Genomic DNA, 17,391 nt, shown 5'->3' with positions numbered 1-17,391 from the left:
ACCATCGACGGCGAGAGGAGCGCGCGGACCCGATCCGCACGCGCGACAGGAGGTCCTTGTGGTGCACACCGTAGGAGACATCAGAACATGAAGATGCTTGGCATTCGATTGGCGCTGTCCGGACTCGTTCTGGCGGCGTCGTTGTCGGCGCACGCCCAGGTTAAGATCGGCGTCGTGTCCTCGGCGACCGGGCCGACCGCGCTGGTCGGCATTCCGCAGAAGAACACGGTGGCGCTGCTGCCGGCGAAGATCGGCGATCTCAACGTCGAGTACATCGCGCTCGACGACGCAAGCGATCCCACCGCGTCGGTCACCGCCGTGAAGAAACTGATCTCGGAGCAGAACGTCGACGCGATCATCGGGCCTTCCGGCTCCCCCAACGCGATGGGCGTGATCCAGTTCGTCGCCGACGCGGGCGTGCCGCTGCTCGCGCCGGTGGGCACGGCGGCCGTCGTGACCCCGATGGACGACAAGAAGAAGTGGGTGTTCAAGACCACCCAGAACGACGACATCATCGCCACGGCGCTGGTCGAGCACATGGTGAGGAAGGGCGTGAAGACGGTCGGCTTCATCGGCGTCGGCGACCCCTATGGGGAGAACTGGTACAAGGTGTTCTCGGCGCTCGCGGACAAGAACGGCATGAAGATCGTCGCCAACGAGCGCTTCCAGCGCCAGGATGCGTCGGTCACCGGCCAGAGCCTCAAGATCCTCGGCGCCGCGCCGGACGCAGTGCTCGTCGCCGCCGCCGGCGGGCCGGCGGTGCTGCCGCATACCACGCTCGTCGAGCAAGGCTACAAGGGGCAGATCTACCAGACGCACGGCGCGGCGCTGCCCGATTTCCTCAAGCTCGGCGGCAAGAAGGTCGAGGGCACGGTCCTCGCCGCAAGCCTGATGCTGGTGCTGCCCGAGATCGCCGACAACCACCCGTCGAAGAAGATCGCCGCCGACTACATCGCCGCCTACGAGAAGGCGCACGGCACGAAACCGGCGACCTTCGGCGCGAACGTCTTCGATGCCGGCCTGCTGCTGCAGCAGGCGATCCCGGCGGCGGCGAAGGTGGCCAAACCCGGAACGAAGGAGTTCCGCGCCGCGCTGCGCGACAGCCTCGAGCAGACCCGCGAGCTCGTCGGCACCCAGGGCATCTACAACATGAGCGCCACCGACCACAGCGGCTTCGACGAGCGCGGCCGCGTCCTCATCGCCGTCAGGGACGGCGGCTGGACGCTCGCGAAGTAAGCGGCGGACCCCGCCTCTCGCCGCGAAGCCGCGCTACAAACGGGCCCGCGTCACGGAACGACCGTGCGCGGGTCCGTCGTCGTCCGGCCCGCAAAAAACCTCGCGCTCCCGCAAGCGAACGCCTGCGCAGCAAGGATCATCCGTAGCGGAAGAAACTTTCGCCGCGACCGTCGCGTCCTTTGACGCCGGACAGAAACTCCGACCCGTATCGACCCTAGACTGAAGCCGTTCAAACAATTTCACGGCAAACTAAATGTCCGCGACCGCATCCCGATTGTTTCCGGCAGCGCTATGGGTGAGCGCGTTCCGCCCTTTCTTCCTGCTCGGTACGCTGTATGCGCCGCTGCTGATCGGCGCGTGGCTGGGCGCGGGGTTCGGATGGTGGAGCGGGCCGGTCGGCGACATGCCGGGCGCGCTGTGGCACGGCCACGAAATGATCTTCGGCTTCTCGTCCGCGATCATCCTCGGCATCGTGCTCACCGCGTTGCCGAGCTGGGCCGGCACCGAGGAAATCCACGGCGCCCGCCTCGCGCTGCTCGTCGCCGCCTGGCTCGCGGGCCGGCTCGCGTTCTGGGCGCTGCCGCTGTTGCCGGCCACCGTCGCGGCGGTGGCCGACTGCCTGCTGTTTCCGCTCGTGTTCGCGACCCTCGCGCCGCAACTGCTGCAGGTGGAGAACCGGCTGTACCTGCTGCTGCTGCCGGTGCTCGCGGCCTTCTTCGCGGCCAACCTCGCCTTTCATCTGGGCATCGGCGCGGGCAACCCCGCCTTCGCCACGATCGCCCTGCACGGCGGCGTCTACACGATCCTCACGCTGTACGTGCTCAAGGGCGGCGTGCTGACGCCGGTTTTCACGGGCAACGCGCTGCGCGAGAAGGGGCGCGGGGAACAGGCACCGTTCCGGATGGGGCTCGACGTCACCGCCGTCGGCCTCGTAGTCGCCCTCGCCGCGCTCGACCTCACCGGCGCCCCGGCCCGCTGGGTCGGCCTCACCGCCCTCGCCTGCACACTCGTCCACGCCTGGCGCGTCGGTCGCTGGCAAGGCTGGCGCGTGGCCGACGTCCCCCTCCTCCTCGTCATGCATCTCGGCTTCGTCTGGCTGATCCTCGCCTTCGCGCTCAAGGCACTCGCGGCGCTCACCGGCCTCGTTCCGGACACGATGTGGCTGCACGCCTTCACGGTCGGAAGCCTCGGCATGATGATGCTCGGCCTGATGACGCGCGTAAGCCTCCGCCACACCGGCCGTCCCCTGAAGCTGCCGGCCGCGATGCGCGTCGCCTGCGCACTCGTCTTCACCGCGGCCATCGCGCGGCTCGCGCTGTCGATGCCCGACCTACGCCCGGCCGCGATCACCGTCGCCGCGATACTGTGGGCCGCGGCTTTCGTGATCTACGTGTCCAGGTTCGGGTCGCTGCTGGCCGTGCCGAGCCTCCCGCGCAAGAACGGTGTTCTCAACAAATAACGTCGAAAACGCGCAATCGGATTCAGTTGGGCGGAGCTGTGGTCCTTCTTAACTGGGCGCGACTGGCAAGTCGTCGGTGCGGATTCAACCGGTGGATGCAACAGTTTGGTGAAACCGCCCAGCTGGTGTTTGGTAATGGAGTGTCTTCCTCGGTCGGCCGTTCGGTGCGCTCGGGACATTTTGGGCCCTTGAGCGGCAGGTTCGAAGGCGGACCGGTTGGCGAGCTCGTGATCGTGTCGGACATGCCCCGGCCACGAGGTGACGGTGACCGTTACATTCCACTTGAAAAGTGACGACACTTCTCTATGTTGAAGCCATGCCGGGTCACGAGGTTCATGTCGGCCGGGCCTGTTCAAAAACGCTGGCTTCAAGGTTCACTACAGAAAGGTTGTCAAAATGACCACGGTAATCGCGGTGCATGATGTGAACGACGTCGCTCACTGGCTGAGTTCGCCCAAGCGGGCCGAGTTCTTTGGCGCGCACGGAATGACTGTACGAACGTTCGTCAGTCCTGATGGGAAGAATCGAGTCGGGCTCATTATCGAGAACGTACCCAGTCTAGAGGCCCTGAGCCAAGCCCTTGAGGGTGCTGACGCGGCCGAGGCAATGAAGTACGACGGAGTGCATCCGGACACTGTGGAGCTTTTCGTGGCGTCATAACGCGGACAGGCCTGCGGCGGGCGCCTGCTTCAGGCCTGTCCGTTTGCTTGTGGTCGCTGAACGGCCGGTTTCGTACTTGGTGATTGGCTGCTCCAGGGCACTGTCGTCGGCCGGGCGTGGCTGCTGATTGGCCAATTCCGAACGCAAGCTGTCCGCGAGGCCGCGAATGACGAACTTCCACCAGAAAGTCCAGACCGGTCAGAAAGAAGCCGCCCAGCCTCGGCAAGCATCCGTCCGTGCCCGACCCTAAGCTGAAGTTGGCGATCCGGAAAGGCGGACGCTCAGGAACGTAAGAATGTGCGGGGCCGGGACAAAACCTGCAACGTGATCAGTGAGGCGAATCCCGCAGATACGAAACAATGTTTTGCAGGGATCTAACCCAAGCCTCGCCGGCGGCCAATACGTCACGCCGATCTACCATCTCGTTGGCAATTGCGCTCTTCTTCCACCTCAAATTGGCCATCATGTCGATACCGGAATTGACGATCCTTAACTGGCCGCCTTCCAAAACCATTACCGTCAATGTATTTCCTGCCGATGTTTCGACAAGTCCTGACCGGACGAACACGAATTCTGCCCCGTGTTTGCGATCTAGTCGATAGATTAATCTCTTACCGTCTCCGCCATACGCATCTTCGACCACCTGATCGCCATCAAATTCATAGCTCACCAAAGCGAACCAGCCACCTGCAACGCCCAATGCGTCAGCAAGGGCTGATGAATTTGACGGCCGCGGCCTTGTCGTCAGGTTCTTCTCGGTACCGGCGGCATCAAGTATCCACGTTCCGCACAACTTACCGGACGCTTCGTCACACGACTTCTTAACAGGCTCGATGGACGCTTTCGCTGCCGCCAATGTGCAAACGTAATTCAAATCCATTTCGGGGAGCGAACCCGCAGAAATCGATTTCCATTCCCGATATGGCAAGTTGCCTGGCGCGGACGCAGTTCCCGATGCCATTTGACCGCTATAACTGATTGGCGAAGTCATCAATCGAGCGCGCCGCTCTTTGCAGTCGTAGGCCATCTGAAAACGCGACGATTGGATCAGGGGATTTTTGTACGGAGGGGAGAAGTCCGCTAGCATCCATGCCAACCAGATATCATTGTCATATCGCGCGATCTCAGGATCTATGTAAATCGTCGATACCGGGTGCTTTCTTACCTCCACCCACTCGGCTGTTGCCCGTTCGCATTGGACACAAAGGACTACGGTCGTGAGCAGCATGACGACCACGCGTGAGAAAGCGCTTGAACTAGGCATGTGAATTTACTTCTATGCTCTTGGGATTCGATTGCTCATGAGCGGCGGCATTGTTTGGACCTCCGCGACATGGAATGCCCCACACACAAGATAATTGACAGGCTCTGCGTGACCGCGAACCTGTCTTTTTTTGTCATATTTAATGACTGGATTAGGAAAACAATGTCACCGACTGCTTCTGTTCGAGCTGAGGCGACGTGTGTTCCAATTTGCTAGCCGGATGCGGTTAATTTAGCTGGATCATTGTACGTGCAAATTATGGAAATTGGGTAGCACCCTCGACAGGCAGATAATGGCCGGACAGAGACCTCGCCAAGTCGCTGGCCAACGTCTGGAACGCTCAGAAAGCTGCCCGTTGTGCGCAAAATGTGGCGTAACAAGGCGAATGGCGGCTTACCGGTGTGCTGTCCAGTTCAACGTCCGCTTCCGCGTAAAACCTCCATCGGCCGGTCAGGCCGACCACCTGCCCCTCCCGCACCAGACGAGCGAGTCAACCGGCGGCGAGTGCGATCGTCAGGGCTTCGAAGGGAATCATCACGCAGCCATGCCGGCTGCGATAGCCATGCACCGGCGCGAATAGGGCGATCTCGGCGGCCCCTTCGGACATGCCGAACACCTCCCCTGCGGCCAGCATCGCCGCGATACCCGCGCGCAACCGTTCGACCTCGGCCGGCGTGCGGTCGAGCGCATGCAGCCCGAGCAGCGACGCTGACGCGCGGCACAGGAGGCAACCCTTGACCTCGTGCGCGATCGCCGCGATGCGGCCGTCGATGAGTTCGACGTCGATCCGCACGCGGTCGCCGCACATCGGGCTGTCGCGCAGGGCCGAACCGGTAGGCGCGGCCAGCCGGCCGGCGCCGTGGGCGGCGTCGGCGAGTTCGCGGATGCCTTTGTTGTAGAGGGCTTCGATCATAGGCGGGAAGTCGTTACGCGCCGGTCGGCAGCGGCAGCGGCTGCATGCGATGCGAGGTCGCCGGCGCGGTCGTTGTCGGTGAGGTTCGCGTCCTCCCCCTCGTCCGGCGCGCTGCGGATCAGGCCGCCGACGCCCATGCGCATGATGTCCTCCCGCGTCGGGGGGATGCCGGCCATCAGGCGCGGCAGCACGAGGTCGAGGCCGTTGCTCTTTCGCGAGCGGCCGCAGCCGGGCAGGATCACGACGGGCACGGCGCCGATGCGTCCGAGCACGAGCATGTTGCCGGGCTCGACGGGCATGCCGAAATGTTCGATCGTGCCACCGACGGCCGTCACGGAGGCGGGGGCGATGTCGTTGCGGTCCTTGGCGACGGTGGCGCCGCACACCATCACGAGTTCGCAACCGGTAGCGAGCGCCTGGTGCAGCATGGATTCGAGAGCGTCGCGGCGGTGGGGGCCGCGCAGCGCGAGTGTGAGCCGGCCGCCGAGGGCCTCGACCCGCTCGCGCGTGACCTTCGCGGTCGCCGCGAAGATCGAGTCTTTCATGCCGGGCAGTTCGGTCTGGATCAGCGCCGCGCGACAGGGCTTCAGGTCGGCGACGGCGATCGGCGGTGCGCCGGCGGCGATCGCGCCGCACGCGTCGAGCAGGCGCCGCGGCACGGCGAACGGGATGATCTTGACGGTAGCGACGACCTGGCCGGGACGCACGACCGCATGCGGCGGCAGGGTCCCGATGGCGATGGCCTCGTCGAGCAGGTTCATCCGGTGGATGCGTTCGGTGTCGATGCGCAGCACGCCGGCTGCCAACGCGTGAAGGTTCCCACGGCCGGCGCGCGGAGGGCGCGTCTCCATGTTCGCGCCGACGAGCAGCGCGGCCAGTTCGGCCGCGGCGACGTCCTCGGCGACGTCGTCCGGCCCCAGGCGCGCGCCGGTGACTGTCGAGAAACCCTCGTCTTCGAGCAGATCGAGATCGAGTGCGGACAGCACGCGACCCTTCTTCAGCGTCCGTCCGCCGAGCTTCAGCGTGTGGGCGAGCATCACGCCTTCGGCGGCGGTCAGGGGAAATTCGTCGAAGATCATCCGACACTCCTCGGGGCGCGTCGCGGCCCATTCGGGCGCGACGCTTTGGCCAGCAAGACGGATTCGGGGGTCAACAGCACCGCTTCGGCGAGCAGGGTTCGAGCCGGTACCGGTCTAGCCAGGATTGGGGCCGGCAGTCCTGCAGCAGGGCGATCGCTCATCATTTCATCCTCGCGATGAAGCCCATTTCCGGCGACGTCGATCATCGGCGGTGCCTCGCCTGGATCACCTCCGCGAGGATCGCGACCGCGATCTCGGCGGGCGCGCGACCGCCCAGATCGAGGCCGACCGGCGCGCGGATGCGCGGAATCGCGTCGCCCAGTCCTGCCTCGGTGAGCCGTGCGACCCGCTTCGCGTGCGTGCGCGTGCTGCCGAGCGAGCCGATGTAGAACGCGGGGCTCGCGAGCGCGATCGTCAGCGCCGGGTCGTCGAGCTTGGGGTCGTGCGTCAACGTGACGAGGGCGGTCTCGGCGTCGGGCTGCAGGCGTTCGAGGGCCTCGTCGGGCCATTCCGTCGACACCTCGACGTTCGGCAGCCGTTCGGGCGTCGCGAACGCGCGGCGCGGGTCGATGACGACGACGTCGAAACCGGCGATGGCCGCCATCGGCGCGAGCGCCTGGGTGATGTGCACCGCTCCGACGACGATCATGCGCGGCGCGCCGACGTGGCAGCGCACGAAGAGCGCCGCCTCATTCGCCCCCTCATCCGTGGCGAGTGCACCGCTGCGGTTCGCGGCGAGCCGCGCGCGCGTCTCGGCGAGCTGGGGGTCATCGAGGGGAAGCGCGCCTGCCACGGCGTCGTCGAAGACCAGCGCGTGCGCGCCGTCCGCGAGCCGTGTGACGACCGCGACCGGGCGTTTCGCACGCCGCGCCGCCAGCAGCGGACCGAAGAGCTCGTCATCGACGCGCTCGACGAGCACCTGCACGCGACCGCCGCACGCCAGCCCCACTTCCCACGCCTGCTCGTCGCTGACGCCGAATTCCAGCAGCCGCGCCTTGCCGTCGGCGATCGAATCCTGCGCCTCGCCGATCACGGCGCCCTCGATGCAGCCGCCCGAGACCGAACCGACGAAGGCGCCGCCCTGCTCCACCGCGAGATGGCTGCCCTCGGGGCGCGGCGACGATCCCCAGGTGCGGACGACGGTTGCGAGCGCGACGCCGCGGCCCTCCGCCCGCCATTGTTCGAGCTGGGAGAAGAGCTGGTCGTCCGTCGCGGGCGCGGAAGGTGTGGGCGCGACCGCAGCGCTGCTGGTTTTGAGGCGTCGACCGACGCCCGCAACCTGCGCATGGGAATCGATACGGTCCGCCAGCGCGGCCACGCCCTCGCCGCTTGTCGCCACGGTAGTCAGGACGGGCACCTCCCAGCCTTCGCCGCGCGCGCCGCCGCGCGCTTCGAGGTCGCGGACCGTGGCCGCGGCGACCGGCGAATCGGCCTTGTTCACGACGAGAATATCTGCGATCTCGAGCACGCCGGCCTTGATCGCCTGCACCTCGTCGCCGAGCCCCGGCCCGCACACGACGACGCGCGTGTCGGCCAAACGTGCGACTTCGACTTCGGACTGGCCGACGCCGACGGTCTCGACGATGACGACGTCGAACCCGGCCGCGTCGAAAAGATCCACCGCCCGAGCGCTTGTCCGGGACAGCCCGCCAAGCTGACCGCGCGACGACAGCGAGCGGATGAAGACGCGCTCGTCACTGCCGTGCGTGCCCATGCGAACCCGGTCGCCAAGCAAGGCGCCGCCGCTGACCGGACTCGAAGGATCGACGGCGACGACGGCGACGCGCTTGCCACGTTGCAGCAGTGCGCCGAGCAAGGCGTTGATCAGGGTTGACTTGCCGATGCCGGGCGCACCGGTAATGCCGACAACATGGGCGCGGCCCATTCGGCCGGCGAGCGACGCGAGAAGGGCGTCGGCGCCCGCCAGATCGTTCTCGATCGCGGTCAATGCACGGGCGAGCGCCGGGCGCGAACCGGCTGCGATCTCGTCGGGGAGCGGGCTTGGCGGATGCATTGGACGCCCTCAATCAGTGGGAGATCCCATTATCTTTCGCAGTCGGGTGTTCGGGAAAGTTTCCGTGTATCAGATTCATTCCTGGCCAGCCTGCCGGGTCAATGGCGCGGAAACACCAGCCCGAAATCCTCGACGAAGTCGGCGAGGCCGGCGGCCTCCAGTCCGTCGAGCGACCGGAGCATGTAAGGATGGAGCCTGCCGCGTCGCACGAGCTGCGGCACCTCCGCGAGGCCCTGCTCCACGACCGCGGCCAGCGCATCGTGATCGGCGACGAGCAGCATCGCGACGTCGGCATCGAAATCTCCGCAGAAATCGCGCAGCGCGACGCTCGCGCCGCCCGAGGTTCCCCGCCATACGAGGACCCGGCCGCGGCGCGCGGAAAACGCGTCCTTCGTCAGCACGCCGACGGAGGCGTCCGCCGCGGCGAGCCCTTCGCGATCCAGCATCGCCTTCCATGCCGCGCAGTCGAGCGCCGTTCCGGCCGTTTCCATCGCCTGCCCCTACGCCGGCAACATCGCGGTCACTTCGATCTCGACCTTCGCGCCATGCTCGACGAAGCCGGCGACCTGCAAGGCTGTCATCGCCGGGAAATGCTTGCCGATCAGCTCGCGATAGACCGCTCCGATCTCGGGGAGCCGCGCGTTGTATTCCGCCGCGTCGCCGAGATACCAGTTCATGCGCACGATGTTCGACGGGCGCGCATCGGCCTGCGCGAGGATCGCGACGATGTTGGTCAGCGCCTGGCGGACCTGGCCGACGAGATCGTCGGTCTGGAACTTCTCGTTCTCGTCCCAGCCGACCTGGCCGGCGACGAACACCATGCGGCCGTTCGTGACGACGCCGTTCGAATAGCCTTTCGGGCGAACCCAGCCGGGCGGTTGCAGGAATTGCATGTCTCGTTTTCCTCGTTGATGGGCGGTTCGGTTTTATGTCACGGCGGCTTGACCCATCCCCACCCAAACCCTCCCCTTGAAGGGGAGGGAGAAAATGCGTCCCACTCGAGCTGCCATCGCTACAGGTGGAACGGGTTGATGGGAACGCCTCAGATCCGCACGCCCAGCCGGTAGCCCTCGTGGATCGCCGCGTCGAGGCCGCGTGCGATGACCGCGTCGCCGGCGCCGTGCAGCTCGTCCACCATCCACTGGAACTCGTGGAAGAGGTCGTGGTTCGCCTTGCGCGGCCCGGACACGATCACGGTGTCGGCCTCGACGAAGGTCTCCTCGCCCTTCGCGCTGCGCACCATCGCGCCTTCGGTGGTGACACCGGCGAGCACCGAGGAGGTCAGCGTGCGGATCTCGAGTTCCTCGATCCACGCCGAGTGGCGCCACTTGAAGGACGGCATGACGTCGCCGGCGATGCGTTTGTCCTCCTCGATGATGACCACCTCGTGGCCTTGCTTGCACAGCGACTCGGCGAGCGTGAGGCCGATCTTGCCCGCCCCGACCATGACGATGCGCTTGCCGGGCTGCACCTTGCCAGTCGCTACATCGAGCGCATCGACGAGCTTGTCGTGGCCCGGAATGTGACGATAGGCGTTCATGTCGGTGCGCGAGCCCGCCGCGACGATGCAAACGTCGTACTGATGGAGGATGCTGCGCATGAACTTCGCGTTGGCCTCGGTGTTGAAGCGCACGTCGATCTCCATCTTGCGCGCCATCGTCTCGTAGTAGCGCACGACCGACATCAGGTCGTCGGGGCGCGCCAAGTCGTTCGACGCGTAGCCGACGAGGCTGCCGCCGATGCGCTCGCCCTTCTCGAACACGGTCACGTCATGGCCGCGCCGCTTCGCGGTGATCGCCGCCTCCATGCCGGCGGGACCGGCGCCGATGATCATGATCTTCTTCTTCACCGCGGCGGGCGTGACGTGGTACTCCGGCTCGACCTCGTGGCCCAGCGTCGGGTTCATCGCGCAGGTGTAGGGCAGATCGCGGAAGAGCCGCGACAGGCAGTTGAGCGAGCCGATGCAGCGGCGCACCTCGTCGAGCCGGTCCTCGGCCGCCTTGTGCAGCAGCTCGGGGTCGGCGAGCATCGGGCGGCACACTTCCCAGTAGTCGAAGATGCCGTCGGCAATGCACTGGTTCGCCATGACGGGGTCGGGCAGCCGGTTGCCGAAGGTGATCAGCGTGTTCGGGAACAGCTTCTTCGCCTTCGCCGACAAATAGTTCCAATGCCCCGGCGCGACGTCGCGGCCGATCGACGACTCGGGCGCCTCCTGCCAACCGACCGTCACCGAGATCATGTCGACGCCGCAGTCGACCGCCTGCTGCATCAGCTCGAAGCACTCGTCCTCGCTGTTGCCGCCCCAACGGTCCATCAGCTCGGCGCCGTTCAGGCGCACGATGAGCGGATGCTCGGGGGTGGCCTGCTTGATCGAGTCGATGAGCTCGCGCATGAAGCGGCCGCGGTTCTCGATCGACCCGCCGTATTCATCGGTGCGCTGGTTGGTGAAGCGCGAGTTGAAGTTCGCGAGCAGGTAGCCCATGAAGCTCGTGACTTCGGTGCCGTCGAAACCGGCACGAATCGCGCGCTTGGCGGCGTCGGCGTGCTGCATGACGATCGCGCGGATCTGCTCCTTCGTCAGCTCGCGCGGCGGACGGAAGTGCGGCAGCGTCTGCGGCACCACCGACGGCTGGATGCAGTAGCCCAGGTCGATGCCGCCGTACCGGCCGGCATGCAGGATCTGCTGGATCGCGACGGCGCCGTTGTCGTGGATGTACTGGGCGATGGTCTCGAACTGCGGCAGGAACTTGTCGTCGAAGATCGCGACCTGGCGGAAGTAGGCCTTGCCTTCGCCGAGTGGGTCCGGGTATGCCCCCTGGTTGGTGATAATGCCGGCACCGGTGCCGGCGATTACGCGGGTGCGTGCGAGCTCGCGCGGCGTGATGTAACCGTCGCGCGTGTTGTAGTTCGACACGCAGCAGGCGCCGTACTTGACCATGTTCTTGGTCGCGTACTTGCCGATCTTGCCGGGCTTGAACAGGTGGGGGAGCTTGAGCTCGCCGGGTCGCTTCATCGTTGTCTCCTCGTCAATTCGTTTTGGCTGGAACTTCGTTTGAATCTTCGGTCGGCCGTCTCAGGCAGCGACGGCGCTACGCGGTCCCTGCACGGGCGGCAGCGTCGCAATGAATTCACGCAGGCTCTCGCCCTGCATGTCGCGGATGCACCCGAGGACGTCGCCGAGCGACGACCCGCATACGCAGGAACATGCCGCCGGGAACACGAAGCCGCCGGGGCCGAGCGGCTCTTCGGACACGAAGGCCTTCTCTTCCTGAAGTTCCTGCACCAATGCCATCACATTCCCGAGAGCTGTCATGTTGTTCTCCTCGAACGAATCGGCCTGGATCACCCAAACCGTTGCACGTGGAGTCAATGTATCGGGCCGCCTCCTGCAGTTCCCCCCCCACCCGGTATGGGTTGAAGGAGCTGCCGAGAAATCCCGTGAAGACGTCTAAGCGGCGCGGGAAAACGAATCCCCCGTTCAGCGTCAATGACCCTGAACGCATATCCCATCTAAGTTTTCGACGTGAAGCTCGAGCCTGCAAACAGCCTCACGATACGCAGACCGGGTTCAGGCCAGCGCCTTCTCCCGTGTCCGTGACGGCGACTCGCCGAATCTCGACTTGTACGCGGTCGCAAAATGACCAAGGTGGTGGAATCCCCAGCGGGTCGCGATACAGGTCACGGTCCTTTCGGCGGATGTGGGGTCGCGCAATTCCTCATGCACCCGCTGCATCCGCACCGATTTCAGATACGCCATCGGCGTCGTGTTGCGGAACTCGCGAAAACCCGCGAAAAGCGCGCTCGTGCTGACGTTGGCGTACGCGGCAAGGTCCCCGACGGTCAGATCCTGATCGGCATGCGCGTCGATGTATTCCTCGACCCGGCGCACGTGGCGTGGCGCGATCGACTGCGACGGGTTCAGGAGTTCGTCGCGATAGTTGTTCGGCTGCACGATGAGCAGCGTGCTGACGAGCAGGTGCTCGATCTGCGCCGTGGCAAGCGACGATGTGACCGTCGGCGACTGATGCTCGAACTCCGATACCAGATATGACACCAGCGCCTGCCAGCTGACGCCGCCTTGGCTCGACATCTCGAATCCGAGCCCGAATTCCAGCGGCTTGCGCAAAGGGTGGCCGAGATGCTGCGCGCAGACGTTCTCGAGCAGCGCGCGGTCGATCTTGACCATGATCTGGTCGCACTCGTCGTAGATCATCTCCGTCAAGGGCAGCGTCGGCGTGACCACCGATGCGACTTCGGGCGTCGAGTGGATTGCTTGCTCGCCGCAGCGCACGTCGGCGTGTCCGGTGAGCGGCATCATCACGAGCAGGAAATCGTGCAGACAGCCCGCGTCGATCGCGACGGTCGCGCCATAACCGAGGCGGTTCACCGACACGCCGCGGATCGGCGCATGCTGCATGCGGGTATTCACGCGGCTGTCGCAGCCCGCAAACTTCAAGTCGTGCGGGCAGAACACACCCGCCACACGGTCCCGGGCCTCGTCGAGGTCACGGGTATGAAAAAGCGTGAAGCGCGAAAGCGCGTCGCGCCCTCCCAGCGACGTCATCAACGCCTGGGTCATGGTTTTCCTCCTCCGGTGTGGATTCCGTGCCTTCTTATTGCTGCCAGGCCTCGGAATCGTTTCGGACACGCGCGGTCTGCGCCGTCGTACGCGTCCTATTCAGCGTCTATTGTCGAACCTCCTGTTCCTTCTTGTGAGGTGGCCGCACCGACCTGGACCCCGGCGGGCCCGAGGGAAATCGGTCAATGTATACAGTATCCCTGTATATCCTTGTGCATAGTAGGGCCAGGCGCGGGGACGGTTACTGATCCAGGTCAACTGCCATCAAATCAGATTGATGCCCAACTACCTGTCGGCGCTCGCGCGGATGCATTGCGGCCAGTTCGCGCAGTACCTGCTCCTGCTCCGCGACGTGTCGCTCGATGTGCGCGATCTGCGTTGCGTCGAGATGGCGGAACTTGCCGAGCAGCTTCAGGTATTCGGTGACCGGAAGCGGGGCGTCAATGTCGCGCGACAGCTTCAGACCCTGGTCGCGGCGGTAGTCCCACAGCACGGCGAAGTTGGTCTCAACGGCCTTGCGCGCGACTTCGATGTTGCTCGCCGACGGGAAACGCCAGCCGGACGTGCAGGGCGAATACAGGTGCAGGTAGGCGAAGCCGCGTTGCGACGCGTCGAGCGCCGCCTCGAGCTTCGCGTAGAAGTCCTCCATGAACGCGGTCGAGGCGGTCGCGACGTATTCACAGCCATGCCACATCATCAGCAGGGGCAGGTTCTTGGCGTCCTGCGTCTTGCCGCGCGCGCTCTCACCGATCGGCGTCGTCGCCGTCCACGCACCGTAGGTCGTGCTGCCCGAGCGCTGGGCACCGGTGTTCATGTAACCCTCGTTGTCGACGCAGATGAAGAGGATCTGCTCGCCGCGCTCCGCGGCCCCCGACAGCGACTGGAAACCGACGTCGCCCGCGCCGCCGTCACCGGCGAGGGCGAGCGCGGTCACGTTGCGACCCTTGCGCTTGTATTGGCGGCGGATGCCGGTCAGCATCGAGGCGGTGTTCGTCAACAGCGGATGGAACACCGGCACCTTGCAGCCGAGCATGCCGTTGTAGCCGACCGAGCCCATGCCGGGAATGCATCCGGGGGGCGTCGCGAGCACCGTGTTCGACCCGACGCGGCGCAGCGTGTGACGCATGATGAGCTCGGTGTTGCAGCCCTGGCAGCCACCCAGGCCCGGAACGAACAGGTCCTCGAGCTCGCCCCAGCGGTTGTAGAGGGTGGCCGTCGTGACGTAGCGCAGCGCCCCCCGCGTGCAGGCCGCGACGCATTGGGGCGCGCCCTCGCACTGGTCGCATTTGACCACGTGGCCTTCTGCGGGGCTGAACGCTATGCCGCCGAAGGTGCAGCCGGCGGTGCAGATCAGGCAGTTCACGCAGCGCTTGCCGTCCCACGCGACGATGCCATCGTCGCCCTTTTCGAGCGCTGCTGCGGGGCATACCGACGCGCAGCGCGGGTCGCCGCACTGGCGGCACTGCGCGATGCCCCAGCGCCCGCTCTCGTCGTCGCGCAGGATCTGTATCCGGGGCTGCGCTCGGTGCGCGTCCGAAGATTTAGCGCTCACGCACGCGTTCATGCAGTGTCCGCAACCGTCGCAGCGCGCGGCGTCGAAGGCGATCGTAGGGGTTGCGCTCATCGACTCATCTCCACAGTCCGGACATCAGGGCACGTGCAGCGTCCTGCGGGTTCTCGAGCAGGGCCTTGGCCCGCGCGCCGAGTTCGACGCGGCGCAGGATCAGCTCCCACATGATCCCGGGGTCGAACAGCACGTCGACGCCGAAAACGCCTTGCAGCCGGCCGTCGCGCAGCACGATTTTGAGATAGGCGTCACTGCCCTCCCCGCCGCGCACGAGCACCTCCCAATCCGCTCCGCCCTGCTGGGGAGCGTCTCGCCCGACGGACAGCGCGCGTCGACCGAAGAACCCGTACGTGTTCAGCGACACCCCGCCGGGATACGCCCGGACGCCCGGGTCGCCGGCCATGCTCATGCCAGCAGTGCGGCCCTGCTCGACCGCGTCGGGCAGGATGCCGCCGGCCGGCGTCGCATCGCCGAAGAAGCTCGGCGTCTGCACGACGTCGCCCGCCGCCCAGACGTTCGCTGCGGTGCTGCGCATGAACGCGTCGACGACGACGCCGCGCTCGACCGTCACGCCGGAGCCTGCCAGATAAGAAACCTCAGGCCGCACCCCGGCGGCGACGAGCAGGAGGTTCGCGTCGCACGGCTCGCCGCCGTCGAGCTGCACCGTGCAGCCTCCCGCACGCGGCGCGACGCTTGCGACACGTCGACCGGTCAGCACCTCGACTCCGTTGTCGTGGAAAGCGGCCTGGATGCGCGCCGCAGCGGTCGCATCGAAGTAGCCGGGCAGCACCTGGTCGCGCATCTCGATGATCGTCACGCGAGCCCCGGCGCGCGCCAGATTTTCCGCCGCATGCATGCCGACGAGCCCCGCGCCGAGGACGACCGCGCGCCCGGCCGACCGCCCGGCCTCGCGCAGCGCGAGCGCGTCGTCGAGCGTGCGCAGCACGTGGAAGCGCACGTCCGACAGGCCCGCGATCGGAGGAACCGCCGGCGCGGCGCCAGTAGCGAGCAAGAGCTTGCCGTAACCGATCTCGCTGCCGTCGGCGAGGCGCAGCCGCGAATGCGCGCTGTCGAGGGCGGCGGCGTGGGCCTGTTGCCGGTAGTCGACCCGCAGGTCGTCGAACCAGCCCCGCTCACGCAGTGCGATACGGTCCTGGCGGCGCTTGCCGGACACCACGTAGGGCAGCACCGTCGGGGACACCGGGAGCCGCGCTTCGCGATCGAGCACGGCGATGCTGCCATCCGAATCGTGGGCGCGGATCGCACGCAGCGCTTCGAGACCCGCGTGGCTCGCGCCGAGCACGACATAGTCGAACTGTTCCATTCATCGATCCTCGGCATTGAGCCACACCGGCTCCCGTGGGCAGGGCGAGACGAGCAGCCTGGCGGTCTCGGCGATCGCGTGCGCGAAATGCGCCTCGGTGAGATCCGCACCGGCGAGGCCCCCGATCAGCGACAGGCACGGGACGCGGTGGGGGCAATACTGCAGCGCCGCGAGCGTCTCCTGATGGACCGGGCCGCTGTTCCAGCCATAGGACACGGCGCGGTCGACGACCCCGACGGCGCGCACCTTGTCGAGCGCCGTGACCATCGCATCGAGCGGAAACGGCCGCAGTGTCTTGATGCGGATGAGCCCGACCGGCTCGCCCCGCTCGCGCGCGGCATCCACGGCGTCCTTCGCGGCGCCCGCCATGCTGCCGATCGTCACGAGCGCGTAATCGGCGCCGTCGAGCCGATATTCCTCGACGAGCGGCGCGTAGCGGCGGCCGAAGCGGCGCGCCCACTCCTCGTGCACGTCGACAATCACGCGCAGCGCGTTCTGCATGCCCTCGCAGTGCCCCCGACGGTAGCCGACGAAGAGCGCCGGCCCGGGCCCTGTCGCTCCCCCGGTCAAGGGATCGACGCCCATCGGCCGCTTGGGGTCGAGCGCCGCGTGCCAATTCACGTCCGGCGCACCGAGAAAGTCGTCGACCTCCGCCTGCTCCGGCAGCTCGATGCGCACGATGCCGTTAGACAGGTAGTTGCCGTCGTGATTGACGTTGACCGGCAGCATCACCGAGCGGTCCTCGGCGATTCGGTAGGCCATGACGATCGTGTCGAGCACTTCCTGCACCGTCTCGCAGAAGAGCTGCACCCAGCCAACCTCGCGCACCGTCATCGCGTCCTGCTGGCCGCCCCACACGCACTGCGGCGTGATGCCGTCGCGGTTGACGATCGACATGACGATCGGCAGGCGCAGGTTGGGGGTGCGGAAATACGGCTCGAACATGAACGCCAGGCCCTGGCCGCAGCTCGCGGTATAAGTGCGCGCTCCGGCGAGCGCCGCGCCGTGCAGCACCGACAGCACGCTGTGCTCGCCCTCGGCCTCGACGAGTTCGGCATCGAGCACGCCGTCGGCGACGAACTGCGCGACGTACTCGGCGAGCGAGGACTGCGGCGTGATCGGGTACACCGCCACCATGTCCGGCCGCGACAGCACGACGCCCCACGCCGCCGCCTCGTTGCCGTCGCAGACGAGGATCTTCGGTTCCTTTTTCGTGACCGCCTTATCGGGCCCCTGCGCGATTCCTTCGGCCGCCGGTTCGGTAAGCGGAGCGGTCTTCTCGACGACCTCGTTCAT

General features: G+C 66.2%; 15 protein-coding genes. 3 read left to right on the top strand and 12 right to left on the bottom strand.

Annotation, left to right across the window (positions count from 1 at the left end; translation table 11 throughout):
- Window positions 1-87: 87 nt before the first annotated feature.
- The 3 genes from BW991_RS02890 to BW991_RS02880 all read left to right on the top strand — a co-directional run bounded on the left by BW991_RS02890 (window position 88) and on the right by BW991_RS02880 (window position 3,355).
- Window positions 88-1,236, top strand: a complete 1,149-nt coding sequence (locus BW991_RS02890) for an ABC transporter substrate-binding protein (RefSeq protein ID WP_211164940.1) — start codon at window positions 88-90, stop codon at window positions 1,234-1,236.
- A 295-nt stretch (window positions 1,237-1,531) separates the two neighbouring features.
- Window positions 1,532-2,695: an NnrS family protein gene (locus tag BW991_RS02885; RefSeq protein ID WP_244551588.1), complete on the top strand. Its 1,164-nt coding sequence runs from the start codon at window positions 1,532-1,534 to the stop codon at window positions 2,693-2,695.
- 396 nt (window positions 2,696-3,091) lie between these two features.
- Window positions 3,092-3,355 carry a hypothetical protein gene (locus BW991_RS02880; RefSeq protein ID WP_076600598.1) on the top strand — a complete coding sequence of 88 codons (264 nt, stop codon included), beginning with the start codon at window positions 3,092-3,094 and terminating at the stop codon, window positions 3,353-3,355.
- Between the two features lie 328 nt (window positions 3,356-3,683).
- On the opposite strand, the gene BW991_RS23610 is transcribed toward BW991_RS02880, so the two are convergent.
- The 12 genes from BW991_RS23610 to padG form a co-directional block, all read right to left on the bottom strand.
- Window positions 3,684-4,583, bottom strand: a complete 900-nt coding sequence (locus BW991_RS23610) for a surface-adhesin E family protein (RefSeq protein ID WP_139335885.1) — start codon at window positions 4,581-4,583, stop codon at window positions 3,684-3,686.
- A gap of 526 nt (window positions 4,584-5,109) precedes the next feature.
- Entirely contained in the window at window positions 5,110-5,532 is a 423-nt protein-coding gene (locus tag BW991_RS02870) for an iron-sulfur cluster assembly scaffold protein (protein WP_076600596.1), read from the bottom strand.
- Entirely contained in the window at window positions 5,529-6,611 is a 1,083-nt protein-coding gene (locus tag BW991_RS02865) for a molybdopterin-binding protein (protein ID WP_076600595.1), read from the bottom strand. The genes BW991_RS02870 and BW991_RS02865 overlap by 4 nt, the downstream gene beginning before the upstream one ends.
- A 202-nt stretch (window positions 6,612-6,813) precedes the next feature.
- Window positions 6,814-8,625, bottom strand: a complete 1,812-nt coding sequence (gene meaB, locus BW991_RS23990) for a methylmalonyl Co-A mutase-associated GTPase MeaB (protein ID WP_084204935.1) — start codon at window positions 8,623-8,625, stop codon at window positions 6,814-6,816.
- Window positions 8,626-8,723: 98 nt separating this feature from the next.
- Complete coding sequence (locus BW991_RS02850; protein ID WP_076600594.1) at window positions 8,724-9,116, bottom strand: hypothetical protein; 393 nt, start codon at window positions 9,114-9,116, stop codon at window positions 8,724-8,726.
- Window positions 9,117-9,125: 9 nt separating this feature from the next.
- Window positions 9,126-9,518, bottom strand: coding sequence for a RidA family protein (locus tag BW991_RS02845; protein WP_076600593.1), 393 nt, complete (start codon window positions 9,516-9,518; stop codon window positions 9,126-9,128).
- A gap of 149 nt (window positions 9,519-9,667) precedes the next feature.
- Window positions 9,668-11,638 carry an oxidoreductase gene (locus BW991_RS02840; RefSeq protein WP_076600592.1) on the bottom strand — a complete coding sequence of 657 codons (1,971 nt, stop codon included), beginning with the start codon at window positions 11,636-11,638 and terminating at the stop codon, window positions 9,668-9,670.
- Window positions 11,639-11,698: 60 nt separating this feature from the next.
- Window positions 11,699-11,938: a hypothetical protein gene (locus tag BW991_RS02835; RefSeq protein ID WP_139335884.1), complete on the bottom strand. Its 240-nt coding sequence runs from the start codon at window positions 11,936-11,938 to the stop codon at window positions 11,699-11,701.
- 255 nt (window positions 11,939-12,193) lie between these two features.
- Window positions 12,194-13,204 carry an AraC family transcriptional regulator gene (locus BW991_RS02830; RefSeq protein ID WP_076600590.1) on the bottom strand — a complete coding sequence of 337 codons (1,011 nt, stop codon included), beginning with the start codon at window positions 13,202-13,204 and terminating at the stop codon, window positions 12,194-12,196.
- A 241-nt stretch (window positions 13,205-13,445) separates the two neighbouring features.
- The gene (gene padI / locus BW991_RS02825; RefSeq protein ID WP_084204934.1) at window positions 13,446-14,828 is read right to left on the bottom strand and encodes an NADH-dependent phenylglyoxylate dehydrogenase subunit beta; all 1,383 of its coding nucleotides are present in this window, start codon (window positions 14,826-14,828) and stop codon (window positions 13,446-13,448) included.
- Window positions 14,829-14,832: 4 nt separating this feature from the next.
- Window positions 14,833-16,095 carry an NADH-dependent phenylglyoxylate dehydrogenase subunit epsilon gene (gene padH, locus BW991_RS02820; protein ID WP_076600589.1) on the bottom strand — a complete coding sequence of 421 codons (1,263 nt, stop codon included), beginning with the start codon at window positions 16,093-16,095 and terminating at the stop codon, window positions 14,833-14,835.
- Window positions 16,096-17,391, bottom strand: coding sequence for an NADH-dependent phenylglyoxylate dehydrogenase subunit alpha (gene padG, locus BW991_RS02815; RefSeq protein WP_244551587.1), 1,296 nt, complete (start codon window positions 17,389-17,391; stop codon window positions 16,096-16,098).

The sequence above is a fragment of the Aromatoleum tolulyticum genome, from assembly GCF_900156155.1.
In the GTDB taxonomy this organism is placed as follows: Bacteria; Pseudomonadota; Gammaproteobacteria; order Burkholderiales; family Rhodocyclaceae; genus Aromatoleum; species Aromatoleum tolulyticum.
Note: the sequence above shows the minus strand (reverse complement) of the source record. Positions and strands in the feature narration are given on the sequence as shown.